Below are 14,257 nucleotides of genomic sequence, written 5' to 3' on the forward strand. Positions count from 1 at the left end.
GGCTAACGCGGCGTGATGGACTGCGAACGCCCACTATCCGACCGCCGGTTTCCGGCACGTCCGTCGCGAATCCTGCTCGGCGTGATCGCCGTGATGGCGGTCGCGGCAATCCCGGTGGCTGCGGTCATCGCACAACCCGCCGCGGCGCCGTTCACAGTGGCGGAGACCGGCCGGAGCTTCGCCTCGCTGCAAGAGGCCGTCAACGCGATCGGCGACGGCCAGGGCACGATCGCCATTGCGCCGGGAACGTGGCGCCAATGTGCCGTGCAGGAACGCGGCACGGTGACCTACGCGACCCGGCAGCCCGGCGCCGCAGTGTTCGACGGCACGGCGTGCGAAGGGAAGGCAGCGCTTGTCCTGCGCGGGCGCGGGGCGCGGATTTCGGGCCTGACATTCCGCAATATCAAGGTGCCTGATTTCAACGGCGCGGGCATCCGGCTGGAGGCCGGCGACCTCATGGTGGCGCAATCGTGGTTCCTCGACAGCGAGCAGGGCATCCTCACGGCGGACAATCCGGGCGGCGCGATCGTGATCGACCAGAGCACGTTCGCCGGTCTCGGCACTTGCCAGGGGGCGGCGGGCTGCGCCCATTCGATCTACACCGGCAACTACGGCAGCCTGCGGGTAACGCGCTCCCGCTTCGAACGGGGGCGCGGCGGCCACTATCTGAAGGCACGCAGCGGACAGGTGGAGATCGTGGCCAACAGCTTCGACGATTCGGCGGGCACCGCGACCAACTACATGATCGACCTGCCTGCCGGCGCCGCGGGCCGCATCACCGACAACTGGTTCGTCCAGGGAAAGGACAAGGAGAATTACTCCGCCTTCATCGCGGTGGGAGCGGAAGATCACCTGCATTCCTCGGCCGGGCTGACTATCGCCGGCAACGACGCGCGTTTCGCGCCAGGCTTCGTGCGTACCAGCGTCTTCGTGGCGGACTGGTCGGGCGATCGGCCCGTGGTGCGCGAGAATGCCCTCGGGGTCGGGATTACCGCCTTCCAGGAACGCTGAGCGGTCCGGAACCCGCGATCCCGTCCGCCGGTTGTAGGGTCAAGGAGCAGACCCATGGCAGGCGGCTGGACGCGCGACGGCGCGGTGCAGGATCAGATCGACGACACGGTGGCCGACGCGGTCGCGGCGGCCCGTGCGCGCACGCCCCAGGGGCACAGCGCCGAATTCTGCGACGATTGCGGCGAGGCCATCCCGGAACGCCGTCGACAGGCTCTGCCGGGCGTCCGGACATGCATCGTCTGCCAGGCTGAACGCGACAGCGAGGTCCGCCATTCGCTGATCAACCGGCGGGGCAGCAAGGACAGCCAGTTGCGATGACCGTGGCGCCGGCATAACCGCCGCTTTTTTCGCACAGGATCGGTGCACACGAACGGAGGTTTCCCATCTCGTCGCTTTTCATTCGCGCGCAGCACCTTGCCCCCCAGCACGGCCTGTCGAAGTTCGCCGGACGCATTGCGGACAGCACTCGGCCATGGATCAAGGACACGCTGATCGCGCGCTTCATCGATACCTACGATGTCGACATGGACGAGGCGGCAGAACCCGCCGCCGCTTATCCCAGCTTCAATGCATTTTTTACCCGAGCCCTCAAACCGGGCGCGCGTCCGCTGGCTGATTCGGCGCGATATGTGCTCAGCCCGGCAGACGGCGCGGTGAGCCAGGTGGGCCGGATCGCCGACGGCCGCATCCTGCAAGCCAAGGGCCGCGACTATTCGGTGGCCGAATTGCTTGCGGGCGATGCGGCCGACGCGCCGCGCTTCGATGGCGGCCGGTTCGTGACGATCTACCTCAGCCCCAGGGACTACCACCGCGTGCACATGCCGGTCGGCGGGCGACTGCGTGAGACACGGTACGTCCCCGGCGACCTGTTTTCGGTCAACGGCGTGACGGCGGAAGGCGTGGAGCGGCTGTTCGCCCGCAACGAGCGCCTCGCCTGCCTGTTCGAAACGCCGCTGGGTACGGTCGCCAGCGTCATGGTCGGGGCCATGATCGTGGCCGGTATCGAGACGGTGTGGAGCGGACGCGTGGCGCCGCACGGCAAGGCCGTCCAGTCCGCGCGCTTTGCCGACGGGCCCGTGTTCGCGCCGGGCGAAGAGATGGGCCGGTTCTACCTCGGTTCGACGGTGGTGCTGCTGTTCGAGCCCGACCGGATCGAGTGGCTGCCCGAGCTCCAGCCCGGCAGCGCGGTGCGCATGGGCCAGGCGATCGCCCGCCTGCTCTAGCCGAACGCCGGCGCGTACCGGACGATACCGGCAGGCGCGGCGCCGGCGATAACCAGCCGCTGGAAGTACTGCGGCGGCGGGCCGGGATACATCAGTGCAGAATCGTGCGCGAAACCGAAACGGCTGTAGTATTCCGGGTCGCCGAGAAGCACGACGCCGCGGGCGCCCCGCTTGGTGAGCTCAGCCAGACCCTGCTCGATCAGCCGTGCGCCGATCCGGCAGCCTTGATGCGCCGGCAGAACGCTGACGGGGCCGAGGCCGTACCACTCGGTCGATCCGTCGGCGATCGTCACGCGCGAGAAAGCGACGTGGCCGACGATCTCGCACCCCTGTTCGCACACCAGCGACAGTGTCAGATCGCCCTCGGCGCGGAGGCGATCGATCAGGTCCGGCTCGCTTCCGTCGCTGTGCGGCACTCCCAGGAAGGCTTCCGCCGTCACCGCGCGGATCGCCGCTCCGTCGCCCGGACGCTCGGGCCGGATGACGGTCAAGGAAGCAGGTGCCCGGCGCGGTCGCGCTTGGTGGCAAGGTAGCGCGTGTTGTGGGGATTGTCGGGCAACCGATGCGGGACGCGCTCGGCCACGCGGACCCCCGCCGCCTCCAGTGCGGTGACTTTCGCAGGATTGTTGGTCATCAGTCGCACCGCGCGGGCGCCCAGCAAGTCCAGCATCCGCGCCGCTACCGGGAAATCGCGCGCTTCGTCAGGCAGGCCCAGGCGGCGGTTCGCGTCGATCGTGTCGTGCCCCTGATCCTGCAGGCGATAGGCGCGGAGTTTGTTGACCAGGCCGATGCCGCGTCCTTCCTGCCGCAGATAGAGCACCACGCCCCAGCCGCCCTTTCGTCCTTCGGCGGATGCGGCCTCAAGCGCGGCGTCGAGCTGCGGACCACAATCGCACTTGAGGCTGCCGAGCACGTCGCCCGTCAGGCATTCGGAATGCAGCCGCACGAGCGGCGCCCGGTCGGAAACCGGTTTGCCGAAAACCAGCGCGACGTGTTCGCGCATGTCGTCGGCGCTGCGAAATGCGAGGATCTCGGCATCCTCGCCCGCTGCCACGGGCAAATGCGCGCGTGTCGCGATGACGAGGCTCCCCTGATCGGCAAGCGCGGCGAGGTCCGCGGGCGCGAACGGCTGCGCTTCGCCCGCTTCGATGGGATCGACCATGAACGCAGGCAATATCCCGGCAATTCGCGCCAGTTCGAGCGCGGCAGCGGCCCCTTCGCGCCAATCGATCGGTTCGGCGCGGAACGGCCCCTTCAAGGGCGTCGCGAGGTCGAGCGCGGGATCGGCCATCGCCCGCGCTGCGGCAAGGTCGAACGGCTCTGCCCCCCGTACAAGAACCGGCGCGTGGGGAACGGCAGCTTCGCGCTGGTTGGCGAGCTTCAGCGTCTCGGCGCGGGCGGCCCCGATCAGCATCCGGTCGCTCGCGGCGCTTGCAGCGATCGCAGTTTCAGCCGGCAGGAGCACGGGCCCGCCGACGAGCGCGATCGGCCAGCCGTGCCGCAATGCATCGACTGCCTGCGCGGCGCGGCGCGACGGGCTGGCACCGTTCAGAGATCGAACTCCGTCACCAGCGGGATATGATCGCTGGGCGCATCCCAGCGGCGCGTGTCCTCCACCAGTCGATGCGCGGTCGCCTGGGACGCGAGCTCGGGGCTGGCCCACATGTGGTCGAGGCGGCGCCCCTGGTCTTTCTGCCGCCAATAGCTGCGATAGGACCACCAGGAATAATTGCGGTCGGGCGCGGGAATGAACCGCCGGCCAAGGTCGACGAAGCCGTGCGCATCGCGCAGCCGGTCCAGCGACTCCACCTCCACCGGCGTGTGACTGACGACCTTCAGCAGTGCCTTGTGGTCATAGACATCGCACTCCAGCGGGGCGACGTTGAAGTCACCCACGATCAGCGTCGGCCGGTCGAGCGCATCGGCCCAGCGCGCCATCCGCTCAAGGAAATCGAGCTTCTGGCCGAACTTCGGATTGATCGCGCGGTCCGGCGTGTCGCCGCCGGCGGGGATATAGACGTTTTCCACGATCAGGCCGTGCTGCGCGCCGGGACCGGTGAGTTCGACCCCGACATGGCGCGCCTCACCATTATCCTGCCAGTCGTGCCGGCCGAATTCGCGGAACGGCACGCGGCCGATCGTGGCGACGCCGTGATAGCCTTTCTGTCCATGCACCGCCTGGTGCACATAGCCGAGGTCGGCCAGGGCCTGCGCGGGAAACTGGTGTTCCTGGCACTTGATTTCCTGAAGGCACAGGATGTCGGGCGCATGATCGCCCAGCATGCGGACGACCTGGTCGATGCGCAGCCGAACCGAATTGATGTTCCAGGTGGCGATGGACAGCATGATTGCCGGATAGGCATGGCGGGGCGCGGCGGCAACCGGCCAGCGGCGCGCAACGAAAAACCCTCGCGCCGGGGGCAATTGGCGCGAGGGTTCGTTTGAGCGTTCGTCACGCTTTGTGCAGGCGACTTCTGATGAGGAACGGGCAACAGGGGGGAAACCCGCCTCAAGCCGTCCTGCGAGATACGGTTTACGCCTCGTTCGCTTTCACCCGCATGAACACCTGACGGCGACTGGTCGCAAAGGGCGAACGGCCCCCGGACGAACCGTGTGTCAGCGACGGCCAGCCGTGCGGCGTGGATCCTTGAACGAAAAAGCGCTGTCGGCGACCGCGACCCCGTAACGCTGGTTGGTCAAGCGCACCGTGGTCCGGCCATTCTGCGAATCGAGCGCCACCCAGTTGGTAAGCTGCCACCCGCCCGGCGCGGAGCCGTTGCGCGTGAAGATCAACGTGATCACGCCGTATTCGGGATGCTTGGGATCGCGAACTTCGACGCTGAGCACGTTGTCGCTGCCCGAAGGTATCAGCTTGCCATAGCGCTTGATGTCGCGATTGGGATCGAGCAGCGCGCCGAGCGGAGAATTGCCGATGGGCCAGCGCTGGACCTGCTTCACCTCGTAATCGACGAGGTAGAGCGACTTGCCGTTCGAAACGACGAGCATATCGGCGCCCTTGCCGTACTCGAAGCGAATCTTGCCCGGCCGCTTCAGCGTGAGAACGCCCGACAGGGTCTGGCCCTTGCGGTCGGTCTGCGTGAAATCGGCCTTCATGGTCGAAATGCCGCGCAAGGCGGCGACCGCCTGATCGAGCTGGCTGGCCTGCGCCACGGCAGGCGCGGCCGGCGCCAGCATAGCGGCGGGAATCGACAGGGACAGCGCGGCGGCGATAGCGGCGCGCGCGGGCGACTTGGGGAATTTCTTCAAGATCGTCATGCTCCGTTCATTGGATGCGGAGCGTTGAACTGCCCGTGAACCCTGCCGGTTCCGGGCGTTCAGCTTACTTGATCTTCGCTTCCTTGAATTCCACGTGCTTGCGCGCAACCGGATCGTACTTGCGGAAGGTGAACTTCTCGGTGTGGTTGCGCGGGTTCTTCTTCGTGACGTAGAAGAAGCCGGTGTCGGCGGTGGAAACCAGCCGGATCTTGACGGTTGCGGGCTTCGCCATGGAAGGTTCCTGATTCGCTGAATGGCCACGATCCGGCGACGGTCCGGGGCCCAAATACCAAGGGCGGCACACGCGCGCCGCCCGTCGGGCGCGGCCATTGCTGCAAACGGGGCCCGAAGTCAAGCGGCCGCGTGCCCCGGCGGCCTTGAGCGGGAGGCCCTACCAGTCTGGCTTGCCGCGTCCGGCCTTGATCGCCCCGCGCGATTTTTTCGCCTTGATGCGCGCTTCCTTGCCGACCCGGTTGAGACGGCTCCTTGCGCGGCGGGCCGGCGCGTCGAAAGCGCCGCGGATGAGCTCCGCCAGCCGCTCGCGCGCTTCCGCCCGGTTCGCCTCCTGCGTGCGGAAGCGACGCGCGGCGATGACGATCTCACCGCCGGCGGTCATGCGGCTGCCCGCGAGGGTCTTCAACCGCTGGAACACCTCGGGCGGCAGGCGCAAGGCATAGACGTCCAGCCGCAACTGCACCGCGGTCGCGACCTTGTTGACGTTCTGCCCGCCGGGCCCCGATGCGGCGATGAAGCTTTCGCGGACCAGATCGATTGCCCGCGCAACGATCGCGTCAGCCGTGTCAGCCATCGGATTCAAGCGGGTCGGCAAAGCCCAGCGCGGCAAAGTCTTGCGCCATCGGGGCATGGGCCGCGACCGGCGGCTTCCCGTCGCGCGGGACGGAGAGGCCGGCGGCGTGCAGCATCGTTCGGGGTGCGGAGCCCTTCTGGCCATAGACCGGATCGCCGAGGAGCGGCACGCCGAGGCCAAACGCGGCGTGGACCCTGATCTGGTGCGTGCGGCCGGTTTCCGGGCGGAACTCGATCAGGGTCAGACCGCCTGCCACCGCCAGCGTGCGCCAGTGAGTCACCGCCGCCTTACCCTTGCGCGCCGGGATCATGCGCCATCCCTTTTCGGCGGAGCTGATCTTGGACAGCGCCAGTTCGATCGTTCCGGCCTGCGTCTCGATCGTCCCGCCGAGGATTCCGAGATAGCGTTTCTCGACCAATCGTTCCTCGAACGCGCGGGAGAAACGGACCAGCGCCTTGGGGTTGCGGGCCAGCAGCAGGCAACCGCTGGTATCGGTATCCAGCCGGTGGACCGGCACGGGGTCGCGCCGGAAGCCCAGGCGCAGATCGCTCAGGTGGTCTTCGAGGGCGGGACCGCCGGCACGCGGGCGCTCGATCGGCAATCCCGCGGGCTTGTCGATCACCAGCGCCTCGCCGTCTTCGAACAGGATCGGGATCATACCAGCCGCGCCTTTATCAGTCCGCGGAGCGCGTTTCCGATAAGAAATCCGCCGGCAAGGTCGTCCAGCGTCAATTCAACTTCCCGTGCGTGTCCGCCATCGATCAGCGATCGGCGCAGGACGCCGGGGAGAAGGCCGGCGGCGGCGGGCGGAGTTATCAGGATGCCGTCTCGTTCCAGGAAGACGTTGGTAAAGGTGCCTTCTGTCACCAGGCCATCGTCGCGCACGAACAGCGCCTCGCCCGCCCCTTCGATTTCGGCAGCCTGGCGCGCGGCGTCGTAGAAATTGCGGTCCGTCGTCTTGTGCCGGAGCCGCCAATCGCTCGAATCGACCGGCAGCGGCAGCGCGATGCAACCGAACGGTTCGGCCAGGGCCGCGGGCAGGGGCGCGGCTTCCAGGGCGATTTCGCCCCGGGCAGAGGCCAGCAGGCGGATGCGTGCAGGTGCCTCCAGATCGAAAAGCAGGGCCTGGATGCGGTTACGCGCCGCATGGCGATCGAAGACAAAGCCCAAAGCAGCGGCGCTCGCCCCGATCCGTTCGAGGTGCAGGTCCAGCAAGGGCACGCCGTCCTGGGGATCGAAGCGCATGGTTTCCACCAGGTCGAAGCCTGGCGCTGCCAGCCGCGCGAAACCGGCCTTGAGCAGGCTCTCGCGCCATTCGGGGAGGGGTTCGCTGTCCGCGACGACTGCAGAGCCGACGCCGAGTACCGCAGTGCCCTGGCCGTTCTCGATCTCCGTAAGGCGCACGGTGCGGATCGCGACGTTGAACGCGGCCTCGCCCTGGCCGTCCCCGTCGGGCGGGCCGATCCGGCCGATCGCGCCGCAGTACGGCCCGCGCGCATCGCGCTCCACGCCGCCGATGATTTCCATGGCGCGGATCTTTGGCGCCCCGGTGATGGACCCGCAGGGGAACAGCGCGCGGACAAGGTCCATCGCGCCTTGCCCTGGCGACAGGCGTGCGCGGACGGTGCTGACCATCTGGTGGACCGTCGGGTAGCTTTCGACCGCAAACGGCGCCTCGACCCGAACCGACCCGGCCTCCGCCACGCGGGACAGGTCGTTGCGCATCAGGTCCAAGATCATCAGGTTCTCGGCCCGATCCTTGGCCGAAGCGGCGAGTTCTTCCGCGAGCGCGCGATCCGCAACTTCGTCGGTCGCACGCGGGCGCGTCCCCTTCATGGGCTTGGCCTTGGCTTCCGCCCCGCGGAGGCTGACGAACAGTTCGGGCGAAAGACTGAGCAGCCAGTGCTGGCCATCGAACACGACCCCGCCGTAGCCCGCGGCCGCCCGACCGCGCAGCGCGGCGTAGAGCGCAAGCGGATCGCCCCGGAATCCGCCCGCGAGTGGGAATGTCAGGTTGGCCTGGTAGATGTCGCCGGCGCGGATCGCCACCTGCACTGCCTCGAATGCGGCGGCGTAGGCGCCTGGCGAAATCTGCGGCACCAAGGGGCCTAGCGATGCCGGGCCACCACCGCTCTCTCCCAGCCAGGCCGGCACATCCGCGGCCGGAAGGATCGATGCTTCTTCGAACAGCCCCAACCAGACGAGCGGGCCGCCGGCACCGGTGCGTGCTTCGGCGAGGGGTGCGAGCCTGGGTTCGAGTGCAAGGCCCGCTTCGTACGCGATGAAGCCTGCCAGCGTGCCGCCTCCGGCGCGCGCGGCGTCTGCCTCGGCCAGCACGGCAGCGACGTCCTGGGGGGTGCGGGCCACGAATACCTGCTGCGGATTTTCGAAGAGGTGCGCGTCTGCCGCGCCCTCGCCGCGGGCGTCGTCGAGCAGAACGAAGGGTGCGCGCCCGGCCATCGCCCTGCCTTAGCGCGCTCGACGTTTGTGTCGAGGGCGCTTGACCGGCGCGCGGCGCCTGCGCAGGCTTGGGGCTGCACCACGACGGGAGAATCGCGCGAATGAGCCGCATATTCATCGGCCTTGCTGACAATGGCGAACAGCAATACCTCGAACTGTCGCGCGCGAACCGCCACGGACTGGTCGCCGGCGCCACGGGCACCGGCAAGACGGTGACGTTGCAGGGGTTGGCGGAGAGCTTTTCCGCTGATGGCGTGCCGGTGTTCCTGGCCGACGTGAAGGGCGATCTTTCCGGTATCGCCATGCCGGGTTCGCCCACCTTCAAGAACGCTGCCGCCCTGGAGCAGCGCGCGCGGGACATCGGAATGGCGGACTATGCCTACTCCGACAACCCGGTGGTGTTCTGGGACCTGTTCGGGGAGCAGGGCCACCCGATCCGCACCACCGTGTCCGAAATGGGCCCCTTGCTGCTCGGCCGCCTGCTCGGGCTGAACGATACGCAGCAGGGCGTGCTCGACATCGTCTTCCGCTACGCCGACGAGCAGGGTTTGCTCCTGCTCGACCTGGAAGACCTGCGCGCGATGCTTGCGCACACCAGCGAGAATGCGAGCGCGCTTTCGGCGCGGTACGGCAATGTTACAAAACCTTCGGTCGGGACGATCCAGCGTGCCGTCCTCAGTCTCGACAGCCAGGGTGGTACGATGTTCTTCGGCGAACCAGCCCTGGAGGTGGAGGACTTCATTCGCGTGGATGACAAGGGGCGCGGCATGATCAACGTGCTGGCCGCCGACCGCCTGATGCAGAGCCCCAAGCTCTACGCCACGTTCCTGCTGTGGCTGCTGGCCGAACTGTTCGAAACCCTGCCCGAGGTAGGGGATCCTGAAAAACCGCGCCTGGTGTTCTTCTTTGACGAGGCGCACCTGTTGTTCGATGACGCACCGCGCGCGCTGCTCACGACCATCGAACAGGTCGTGCGGCTGATCCGATCGAAGGGAGTCGGCGTATATTTCGTGACACAGAACCCGATCGACATTCCCGAAACGGTGGCGGGGCAGCTCGGCAATCGGGTGCAGCACGCCCTCCGTGCCTATACCCCACGCGACCAGAAGGCGATCCGTGCCGCTGCCGAGACTTTTCGTATCAATCCCGATCTCGATGTCGCGCAGGCGATTACCGAGCTGCGGACGGGCGAGGCGCTCGTGTCCACCCTGATGGAAGACGGCGCGCCATCGGTGGTGCAGCGTACGCTGGTCAAGCCGCCGCGCAGCCGGCTGGGGCCCATCGACGCCAAGGAACGCGCGATCATTCGGTCGGTCAGCCCGTTCGACGGCAAGTACGACGAGCGCGTCGATCGCGAAAGCGCGGAGGAAGTCCTGGCGCAGAAGGCTGCGGACGCGGCGGCCACTGCCGACGAGGTCGAGGAGACGAGCCGCGAGGAAGTCGGCCGCCGCGAACGCAAGAGCCCGGATATCTGGGGCAAGGCCATGAAACGCGCGGCGAGCGCGGCAATGGGTTCGGGCGCCTCCATCGCGGCCGGTGCGATCCTGGGCAAGAAATCGCGCGCCCGGCCGATGAAGACCGCCGCCAGTTCCGCCGCGGGATCGATCGCCACCGATCTGGCCGGACCTTATGTCGGCCGCTTCGTCCGCAATCTTATCGGCGGGCTGATGCGTTAGGCGTGGCAGGAATGGGAAAATCGGATGGTTGCGGCGGCCCCCGCGGCCGGAGCAACGCACAGACGGTCGCAGACCGGGAGCGTTCCGGATTGCAGCGCGTTCCCGTCAACACGTGCAGCTGACTTTCGCCAGTTACAATATCCACAAGGCCGTGGGAATGGACCGGAGGCGGGACCCGGACCGCATCCTGTCCGTGCTTCGCGAACTCGACGCGGATGTGATCGCCTTGCAGGAATGCGACCGCCGCTTCGGCGCGCGGGAGAGCGTGATCGACCGCGCCGCGCTGGACGAGACGCCGTGGGTCGCCCTGCCCGTGGCGAAGCGGCCGCTCAGCCTGGGGTGGCACGGTAACGCGATCCTGATTCGTCGGTCCTTCGAGCCGGTGGGGGCCCACGCGGTCGATCTGCCCCGGCTTGAGCCGCGCGGCGCTGTGCGCGGGGACTTTCGCGTGGACGGGCAGCGGATGCGCGCGGTTGGCGTGCATCTCGACTTGTCGGGTTTGCGCCGCCGCGACCAGATCCGTGCGATCCTGAAACATCTCGACGGGTGCGATGACGGCGTGCTCCCCACCGTGATGATGGGCGACTTCAACCAGTGGGGCGTCTCCACCGGCGCGATGCGCGAACTGGCCGACTGGCATTCGCTTGTGCCGGGGCGCAGCTTTCCAAGCAACAACCCGGTGGCCCAGCTCGACCGGATCATCGCCTGCAAGACCTGGAAGGTCATCGACAAGGGGGTGCATCATAGCGCCCTCGCTTCGCAGGCGTCCGATCACCTGCCGGTCTGGGCCAGGCTGGAACTGCCGGAGAGTTGAGCGGAAGCCGGCTCGATCTTCAGCGCAAAAGGTACCATGCCACCACTGTCGCCGCGGCAAGCCACACGGCCGCGATCGCAACCCCCGCCACGCGGGATACGGGCCGCGCGGCGAGATGGCTCGCTTCGGCGCGATAGGCCTGGCGGAGCGGAGCCGGGATCATCCGCAGGCACGCGCACACGCCTAGGGGCACGATCACCAGATCGTCCAGCAGACCCAGCACGGGGATGAAGTCGGGGATGAGGTCGATCGGACTGAACGCATAGGCCGCTACTGCACCGGCGAGCACCTTCGCCGCCCACGGCGTTCGCGGATCGCGCGCGGCGATCCAGACCGTAAGCGCCTCGCGCTTCAACGCCAGCGCGCGTTGACGCAGGCCATGCGAACGGCGCATCGGACCGGTGCCCTTACGCCCATCTTGTCGTGGCGACCGATTTCGCGCCGGACATCAGCGAAGCGCGGCATCGACGAATTCGGCGCAGCGCTCGCCGATCATGATGCTCGGCGCGTTGGTGTTGCCGCTGACGAGGCGCGGCATGATCGACGCATCGGCCACCCACAATCCTTCGATACCGCGCGCCTTCAGCTTGGGATCGACGACGCTCGCGTCATCGGCGCCCATCCGGCACGACCCGACGGGGTGATAGACAGTGTCCGCCCGTTGGCGGATGAGATCGTCGAGCGCCGCATCGTCGTTGATGTCGATCGGATAGCGGTCTTTTGGCGCGTAGGCTGCCATTGCGGGCGCTTCGACGATCCGGTGCGACAGGCGCACGCCCGCGCGCAGCACGGCGATATCGCGCTCGTCGTCGAGGAAGTTGGGATCGATCGCCGGCACGTCGCGCGGATCGGCGCTGTTCAGCCGCACGGTGCCCCGGCTTTCCGGGCGCAGCACGCAGGCGTGGAGAGAGAAACCGTGGCCCTTCACCTTGGTACGGCCGTGGTCTTCCAGCATCGCCGGCACGAAATGCCACTGCACATCGGGCGCCGGGGCTCCGGGCGTCACGGTCCAGAATCCGCCGGCCTCGGCGTAGGGGGTGGTCATGATACCGGTGCGCTTGCGGCGGTGTTCCAGGATGGCCCTAGCCATGCGGATCGTGCCGGCAAGACTGTCGCCGATGAAGTCGCGGTTAGCGCTCTCCCAGCTCGAGACGTAGTCGGGGTGGTCCTGCAGATCGCTGCCGACTGCCGGGCGGTCCGCGACGACATCGATGCCATGGTCGCGCAAGTGATCGGCCGGGCCGATGCCCGACAGCATGAGAACCTGGGGGCTGCCGAAGGCGCCGGCGGATACCACCACGCCGCCGCGCGCGTGCACCGTGCGTTCCTTCCCCGCCACGAGGTACGTCGCGCCCGTCACGCGCCCGTCAGCGATTTCAAGCCGCTTGACCGTGACGCCGATTCGCACGTCGAGGTTGCGATTACGACGCAGCGGCTCGATATAGGCGCGGGCGGCCGACCACCGCTCTCCGCCCTTTTGGGTGACCTGGTAAATCCCGAAGCCTTCCTGCTTCGCGCCATTGAAATCGGCATTGCGCGGCAGTTGCAGTTCCGTGGCTGCTTCCACGAAGGCGCGGCTGCCGGGGTTCACCGATGTCTGGTCGCTGACCCACAGCGGGCCATCGGCGCCGTGGTAGGCGTCCGCGCCCCGCACATTGTGTTCCGAGCGTCGGAACCAGGGAAGCACGTCGTCATAGGACCAGCCGGTGCAGCCCAGGGCCTCCCAGTTGTCGTAATCCCATTTGTTGCCGCGGATATACAGCATCGCGTTGATTGCACTCGATCCGCCCAGCCCGCGCCCGCGCGGCTGGTATCCGGTGCGTCCGTTCAACCCTTTCTGCGGGACGGTTTCAAAGCGATAATTGGAAATCTGGGGGATGAACGGCATGAAGCCGGGCGTCTTTACCCGGACGGTGTTGTTGCGGCCGCCCGCCTCCAGCAGGCAGACTGTCTTCCCGGCCTGGGCCAGCCGCCCCGCGACGGCACTGCCGGCGCTGCCGCCGCCCACCACGACGACATCGAATGTGTCCATGTGAACCCTCTCTTCCCGAAGAGGAGGTTAGGCAGCCTCGCGCTGCTCCGCAATCGGGTTTTCGGGTGCAACCTGTCGGCGGCTTTCCCACCGTGCGCGGATGGCGCCGCTCGTCTCGCGGCTGCCGTCGTGGCTCCAGCCCGGTTCGCGCCACAAGTAACCGAGCTTGTACTTCCAGGGGGCGCGGCGCACGTCCTGCACGATACCGATCCATTCGTGAAACACGGAATACAGCAGGTTGAACGTGCCGAGTTGCCTTACGATGCCATAGCGGATGCGCTCGTCATCGCGCTCCGGTTCGAAAGTACCGAACATCTTGTCCCACACAATGAAGACCCCGGCATAATTGCGGTCGAGATAGCGCGGGTTCGTGGCGTGGTGGACCCGGTGGTGGCTCGGCGTATTCATGATCGCCTCGAACCAGCGGGGCATCTTCCCGATCGCCTCCGTATGGATCCAGAACTGGTAGATGAGGTTGAAGCCGCCGCACACGGCGATCATCACCGGGTGGAATCCCAACAATACCAGCGGGAGCTTGAACGCGAAGCCCAGGGTGAGAAACCCCGTCCACGTCTGCCGCAACGCGGTGCTGAGGTTGTAGTGCTGGCTGGAATGGTGATTGACGTGGCTCGCCCAGAACCACCGGACGCGGTGTCCGAAACGGTGGATCCAGTAATAGGCAAGATCGTCGAGCACAAAGCACAGCGCCCAGGCCCACCACTGCCAGCCGATGTCGAACAGCCGGAATTGCCAGGTCCACAGAAACAGCGCCAGGAACACGCCGCCGGTTAACAGGCCGGCGACCGTGCTCCCCAGCCCGAACGCAAGGCTGGTGAGCGTATCGCGCGGCTCGTACGCCTCGCGCCGCAGGCGGCGCGCCCAGACCATCTCGATAAGGACGAGCAGGACGAAGCCGGGAACGGCATAATCGACGGGCGAGAAGTCGGGCATCCCGGC

General features: G+C 67.3%; 16 protein-coding genes. 5 read left to right on the forward strand and 11 right to left on the reverse strand.

From position 1 onward, the window contains the following. The first annotated feature begins 15 nt into the window (after positions 1–15). The 3 genes from GRI40_RS10145 to asd all read left to right on the forward strand — a co-directional run bounded on the left by GRI40_RS10145 (position 16) and on the right by asd (position 2,234). On the forward strand, positions 16–1,011 hold the full coding sequence (locus tag GRI40_RS10145) for a right-handed parallel beta-helix repeat-containing protein (protein ID WP_160611209.1): 996 nt from the start codon (positions 16–18) through the stop codon (positions 1,009–1,011). Between the two features lie 54 nt (positions 1,012–1,065). Beyond that, positions 1,066–1,329, forward strand: coding sequence for a DksA/TraR family C4-type zinc finger protein (locus GRI40_RS10150; protein ID WP_160611210.1), 264 nt, complete (start codon positions 1,066–1,068; stop codon positions 1,327–1,329). 206 nt (positions 1,330–1,535) lie between these two features. Then, a complete protein-coding gene (gene asd / locus GRI40_RS10155) occupies positions 1,536–2,234 on the forward strand; it encodes an archaetidylserine decarboxylase (RefSeq protein ID WP_237489036.1) in 699 nt (232 codons plus the stop codon). Here asd and GRI40_RS10160 read toward each other — a convergent pair. The 8 genes from GRI40_RS10160 to pabB all read right to left on the reverse strand — a co-directional run bounded on the left by GRI40_RS10160 (position 2,231) and on the right by pabB (position 8,778). Next, positions 2,231–2,725, reverse strand: a complete 495-nt coding sequence (locus GRI40_RS10160; protein ID WP_160611211.1) for a GNAT family N-acetyltransferase — start codon at positions 2,723–2,725, stop codon at positions 2,231–2,233. The two genes, asd and GRI40_RS10160, sit on opposite strands and share 4 nt — an antisense overlap. After that, a complete protein-coding gene (gene ribA / locus GRI40_RS10165; protein ID WP_237489037.1) occupies positions 2,722–3,738 on the reverse strand; it encodes a GTP cyclohydrolase II in 1,017 nt (338 codons plus the stop codon). The genes GRI40_RS10160 and ribA overlap by 4 nt, the downstream gene beginning before the upstream one ends. A gap of 44 nt (positions 3,739–3,782) precedes the next feature. After that, the gene (locus tag GRI40_RS10170) at positions 3,783–4,580 is read right to left on the reverse strand and encodes an exodeoxyribonuclease III (RefSeq protein ID WP_160611212.1); all 798 of its coding nucleotides are present in this window, start codon (positions 4,578–4,580) and stop codon (positions 3,783–3,785) included. 270 nt (positions 4,581–4,850) lie between these two features. Further along, complete coding sequence (locus tag GRI40_RS10175) at positions 4,851–5,510, reverse strand: LolA family protein (RefSeq protein ID WP_160611213.1); 660 nt, start codon at positions 5,508–5,510, stop codon at positions 4,851–4,853. A gap of 64 nt (positions 5,511–5,574) precedes the next feature. Then, positions 5,575–5,742, reverse strand: coding sequence for a 50S ribosomal protein L33 (gene rpmG, locus GRI40_RS10180; protein ID WP_160611214.1), 168 nt, complete (start codon positions 5,740–5,742; stop codon positions 5,575–5,577). Positions 5,743–5,901: 159 nt separating this feature from the next. Continuing rightward, positions 5,902–6,318: an alternative ribosome rescue aminoacyl-tRNA hydrolase ArfB gene (gene arfB / locus GRI40_RS10185; RefSeq protein WP_160611215.1), complete on the reverse strand. Its 417-nt coding sequence runs from the start codon at positions 6,316–6,318 to the stop codon at positions 5,902–5,904. Then, positions 6,311–6,976 carry an RluA family pseudouridine synthase gene (locus tag GRI40_RS10190; protein ID WP_160611216.1) on the reverse strand — a complete coding sequence of 222 codons (666 nt, stop codon included), beginning with the start codon at positions 6,974–6,976 and terminating at the stop codon, positions 6,311–6,313. Before GRI40_RS10190 ends, arfB begins: the two co-directional genes overlap by 8 nt. Further along, positions 6,973–8,778, reverse strand: coding sequence for an aminodeoxychorismate synthase component I (gene pabB, locus GRI40_RS10195; protein ID WP_160611217.1), 1,806 nt, complete (start codon positions 8,776–8,778; stop codon positions 6,973–6,975). Before pabB ends, GRI40_RS10190 begins: the two co-directional genes overlap by 4 nt. Before the next feature lie 101 nt (positions 8,779–8,879). Here pabB and GRI40_RS10200 point away from each other — a divergent pair, with 101 nt between their 5' ends. Both GRI40_RS10200 and GRI40_RS10205 read left to right on the forward strand, forming a co-directional pair. Continuing rightward, on the forward strand, positions 8,880–10,454 hold the full coding sequence (locus GRI40_RS10200) for a helicase HerA-like domain-containing protein (protein ID WP_160611218.1): 1,575 nt from the start codon (positions 8,880–8,882) through the stop codon (positions 10,452–10,454). A 112-nt stretch (positions 10,455–10,566) separates the two neighbouring features. After that, positions 10,567–11,268, forward strand: coding sequence for an endonuclease/exonuclease/phosphatase family protein (locus tag GRI40_RS10205; RefSeq protein WP_160611219.1), 702 nt, complete (start codon positions 10,567–10,569; stop codon positions 11,266–11,268). Positions 11,269–11,287: 19 nt separating this feature from the next. Here the strand turns inward: GRI40_RS10205 and GRI40_RS10210 are convergent, their stop codons facing one another. From GRI40_RS10210 to GRI40_RS10220, 3 genes are read right to left on the reverse strand one after another with little or no spacing between them, the layout of a single operon-like run. After that, complete coding sequence (locus GRI40_RS10210) at positions 11,288–11,662, reverse strand: YkvA family protein (protein WP_160611220.1); 375 nt, start codon at positions 11,660–11,662, stop codon at positions 11,288–11,290. 54 nt (positions 11,663–11,716) lie between these two features. Further along, the gene (locus GRI40_RS10215) at positions 11,717–13,300 is read right to left on the reverse strand and encodes a GMC family oxidoreductase (RefSeq protein ID WP_160611221.1); all 1,584 of its coding nucleotides are present in this window, start codon (positions 13,298–13,300) and stop codon (positions 11,717–11,719) included. Positions 13,301–13,327: 27 nt separating this feature from the next. Beyond that, positions 13,328–14,251: a sterol desaturase family protein gene (locus GRI40_RS10220; RefSeq protein WP_160611222.1), complete on the reverse strand. Its 924-nt coding sequence runs from the start codon at positions 14,249–14,251 to the stop codon at positions 13,328–13,330. Positions 14,252–14,257 lie beyond the last annotated feature (6 nt).

The sequence above is a fragment of the Tsuneonella aeria genome (genome assembly GCF_009827495.1).
Lineage (GTDB): Bacteria > Pseudomonadota > Alphaproteobacteria > Sphingomonadales > Sphingomonadaceae > Tsuneonella > Tsuneonella aeria.

Bases quoted from the DNA above. Each gene is read 5' to 3' on its own strand.
- GRI40_RS10145 (WP_160611209.1), top strand. From the start codon at position 16: ATGGACTGCGAACGCCCACTATCCGACCGCCGGTTTCCGGCACGTCCG.
- GRI40_RS10150 (WP_160611210.1), top strand. From the start codon at position 1,066: ATGGCAGGCGGCTGGACGCGCGACGGCGCGGTGCAGGATCAGATCGAC.
- asd (WP_237489036.1), top strand. From the start codon at position 1,536: ATGGACGAGGCGGCAGAACCCGCCGCCGCTTATCCCAGCTTCAATGCA.
- GRI40_RS10170 (WP_160611212.1), bottom strand. From the start codon at position 4,580: ATGCTGTCCATCGCCACCTGGAACATCAATTCGGTTCGGCTGCGCATC.
- GRI40_RS10175 (WP_160611213.1), bottom strand. From the start codon at position 5,510: ATGACGATCTTGAAGAAATTCCCCAAGTCGCCCGCGCGCGCCGCTATC.
- rpmG (WP_160611214.1), bottom strand. From the start codon at position 5,742: ATGGCGAAGCCCGCAACCGTCAAGATCCGGCTGGTTTCCACCGCCGAC.
- arfB (WP_160611215.1), bottom strand. From the start codon at position 6,318: ATGGCTGACACGGCTGACGCGATCGTTGCGCGGGCAATCGATCTGGTC.
- GRI40_RS10190 (WP_160611216.1), bottom strand. From the start codon at position 6,976: ATGATCCCGATCCTGTTCGAAGACGGCGAGGCGCTGGTGATCGACAAG.
- pabB (WP_160611217.1), bottom strand. From the start codon at position 8,778: ATGGCCGGGCGCGCACCCTTCGTTCTGCTCGACGACGCCCGCGGCGAG.
- GRI40_RS10200 (WP_160611218.1), top strand. From the start codon at position 8,880: ATGAGCCGCATATTCATCGGCCTTGCTGACAATGGCGAACAGCAATAC.
- GRI40_RS10210 (WP_160611220.1), bottom strand. From the start codon at position 11,662: ATGCGCCGTTCGCATGGCCTGCGTCAACGCGCGCTGGCGTTGAAGCGC.
- GRI40_RS10215 (WP_160611221.1), bottom strand. From the start codon at position 13,300: ATGGACACATTCGATGTCGTCGTGGTGGGCGGCGGCAGCGCCGGCAGT.
- GRI40_RS10220 (WP_160611222.1), bottom strand. From the start codon at position 14,251: ATGCCCGACTTCTCGCCCGTCGATTATGCCGTTCCCGGCTTCGTCCTG.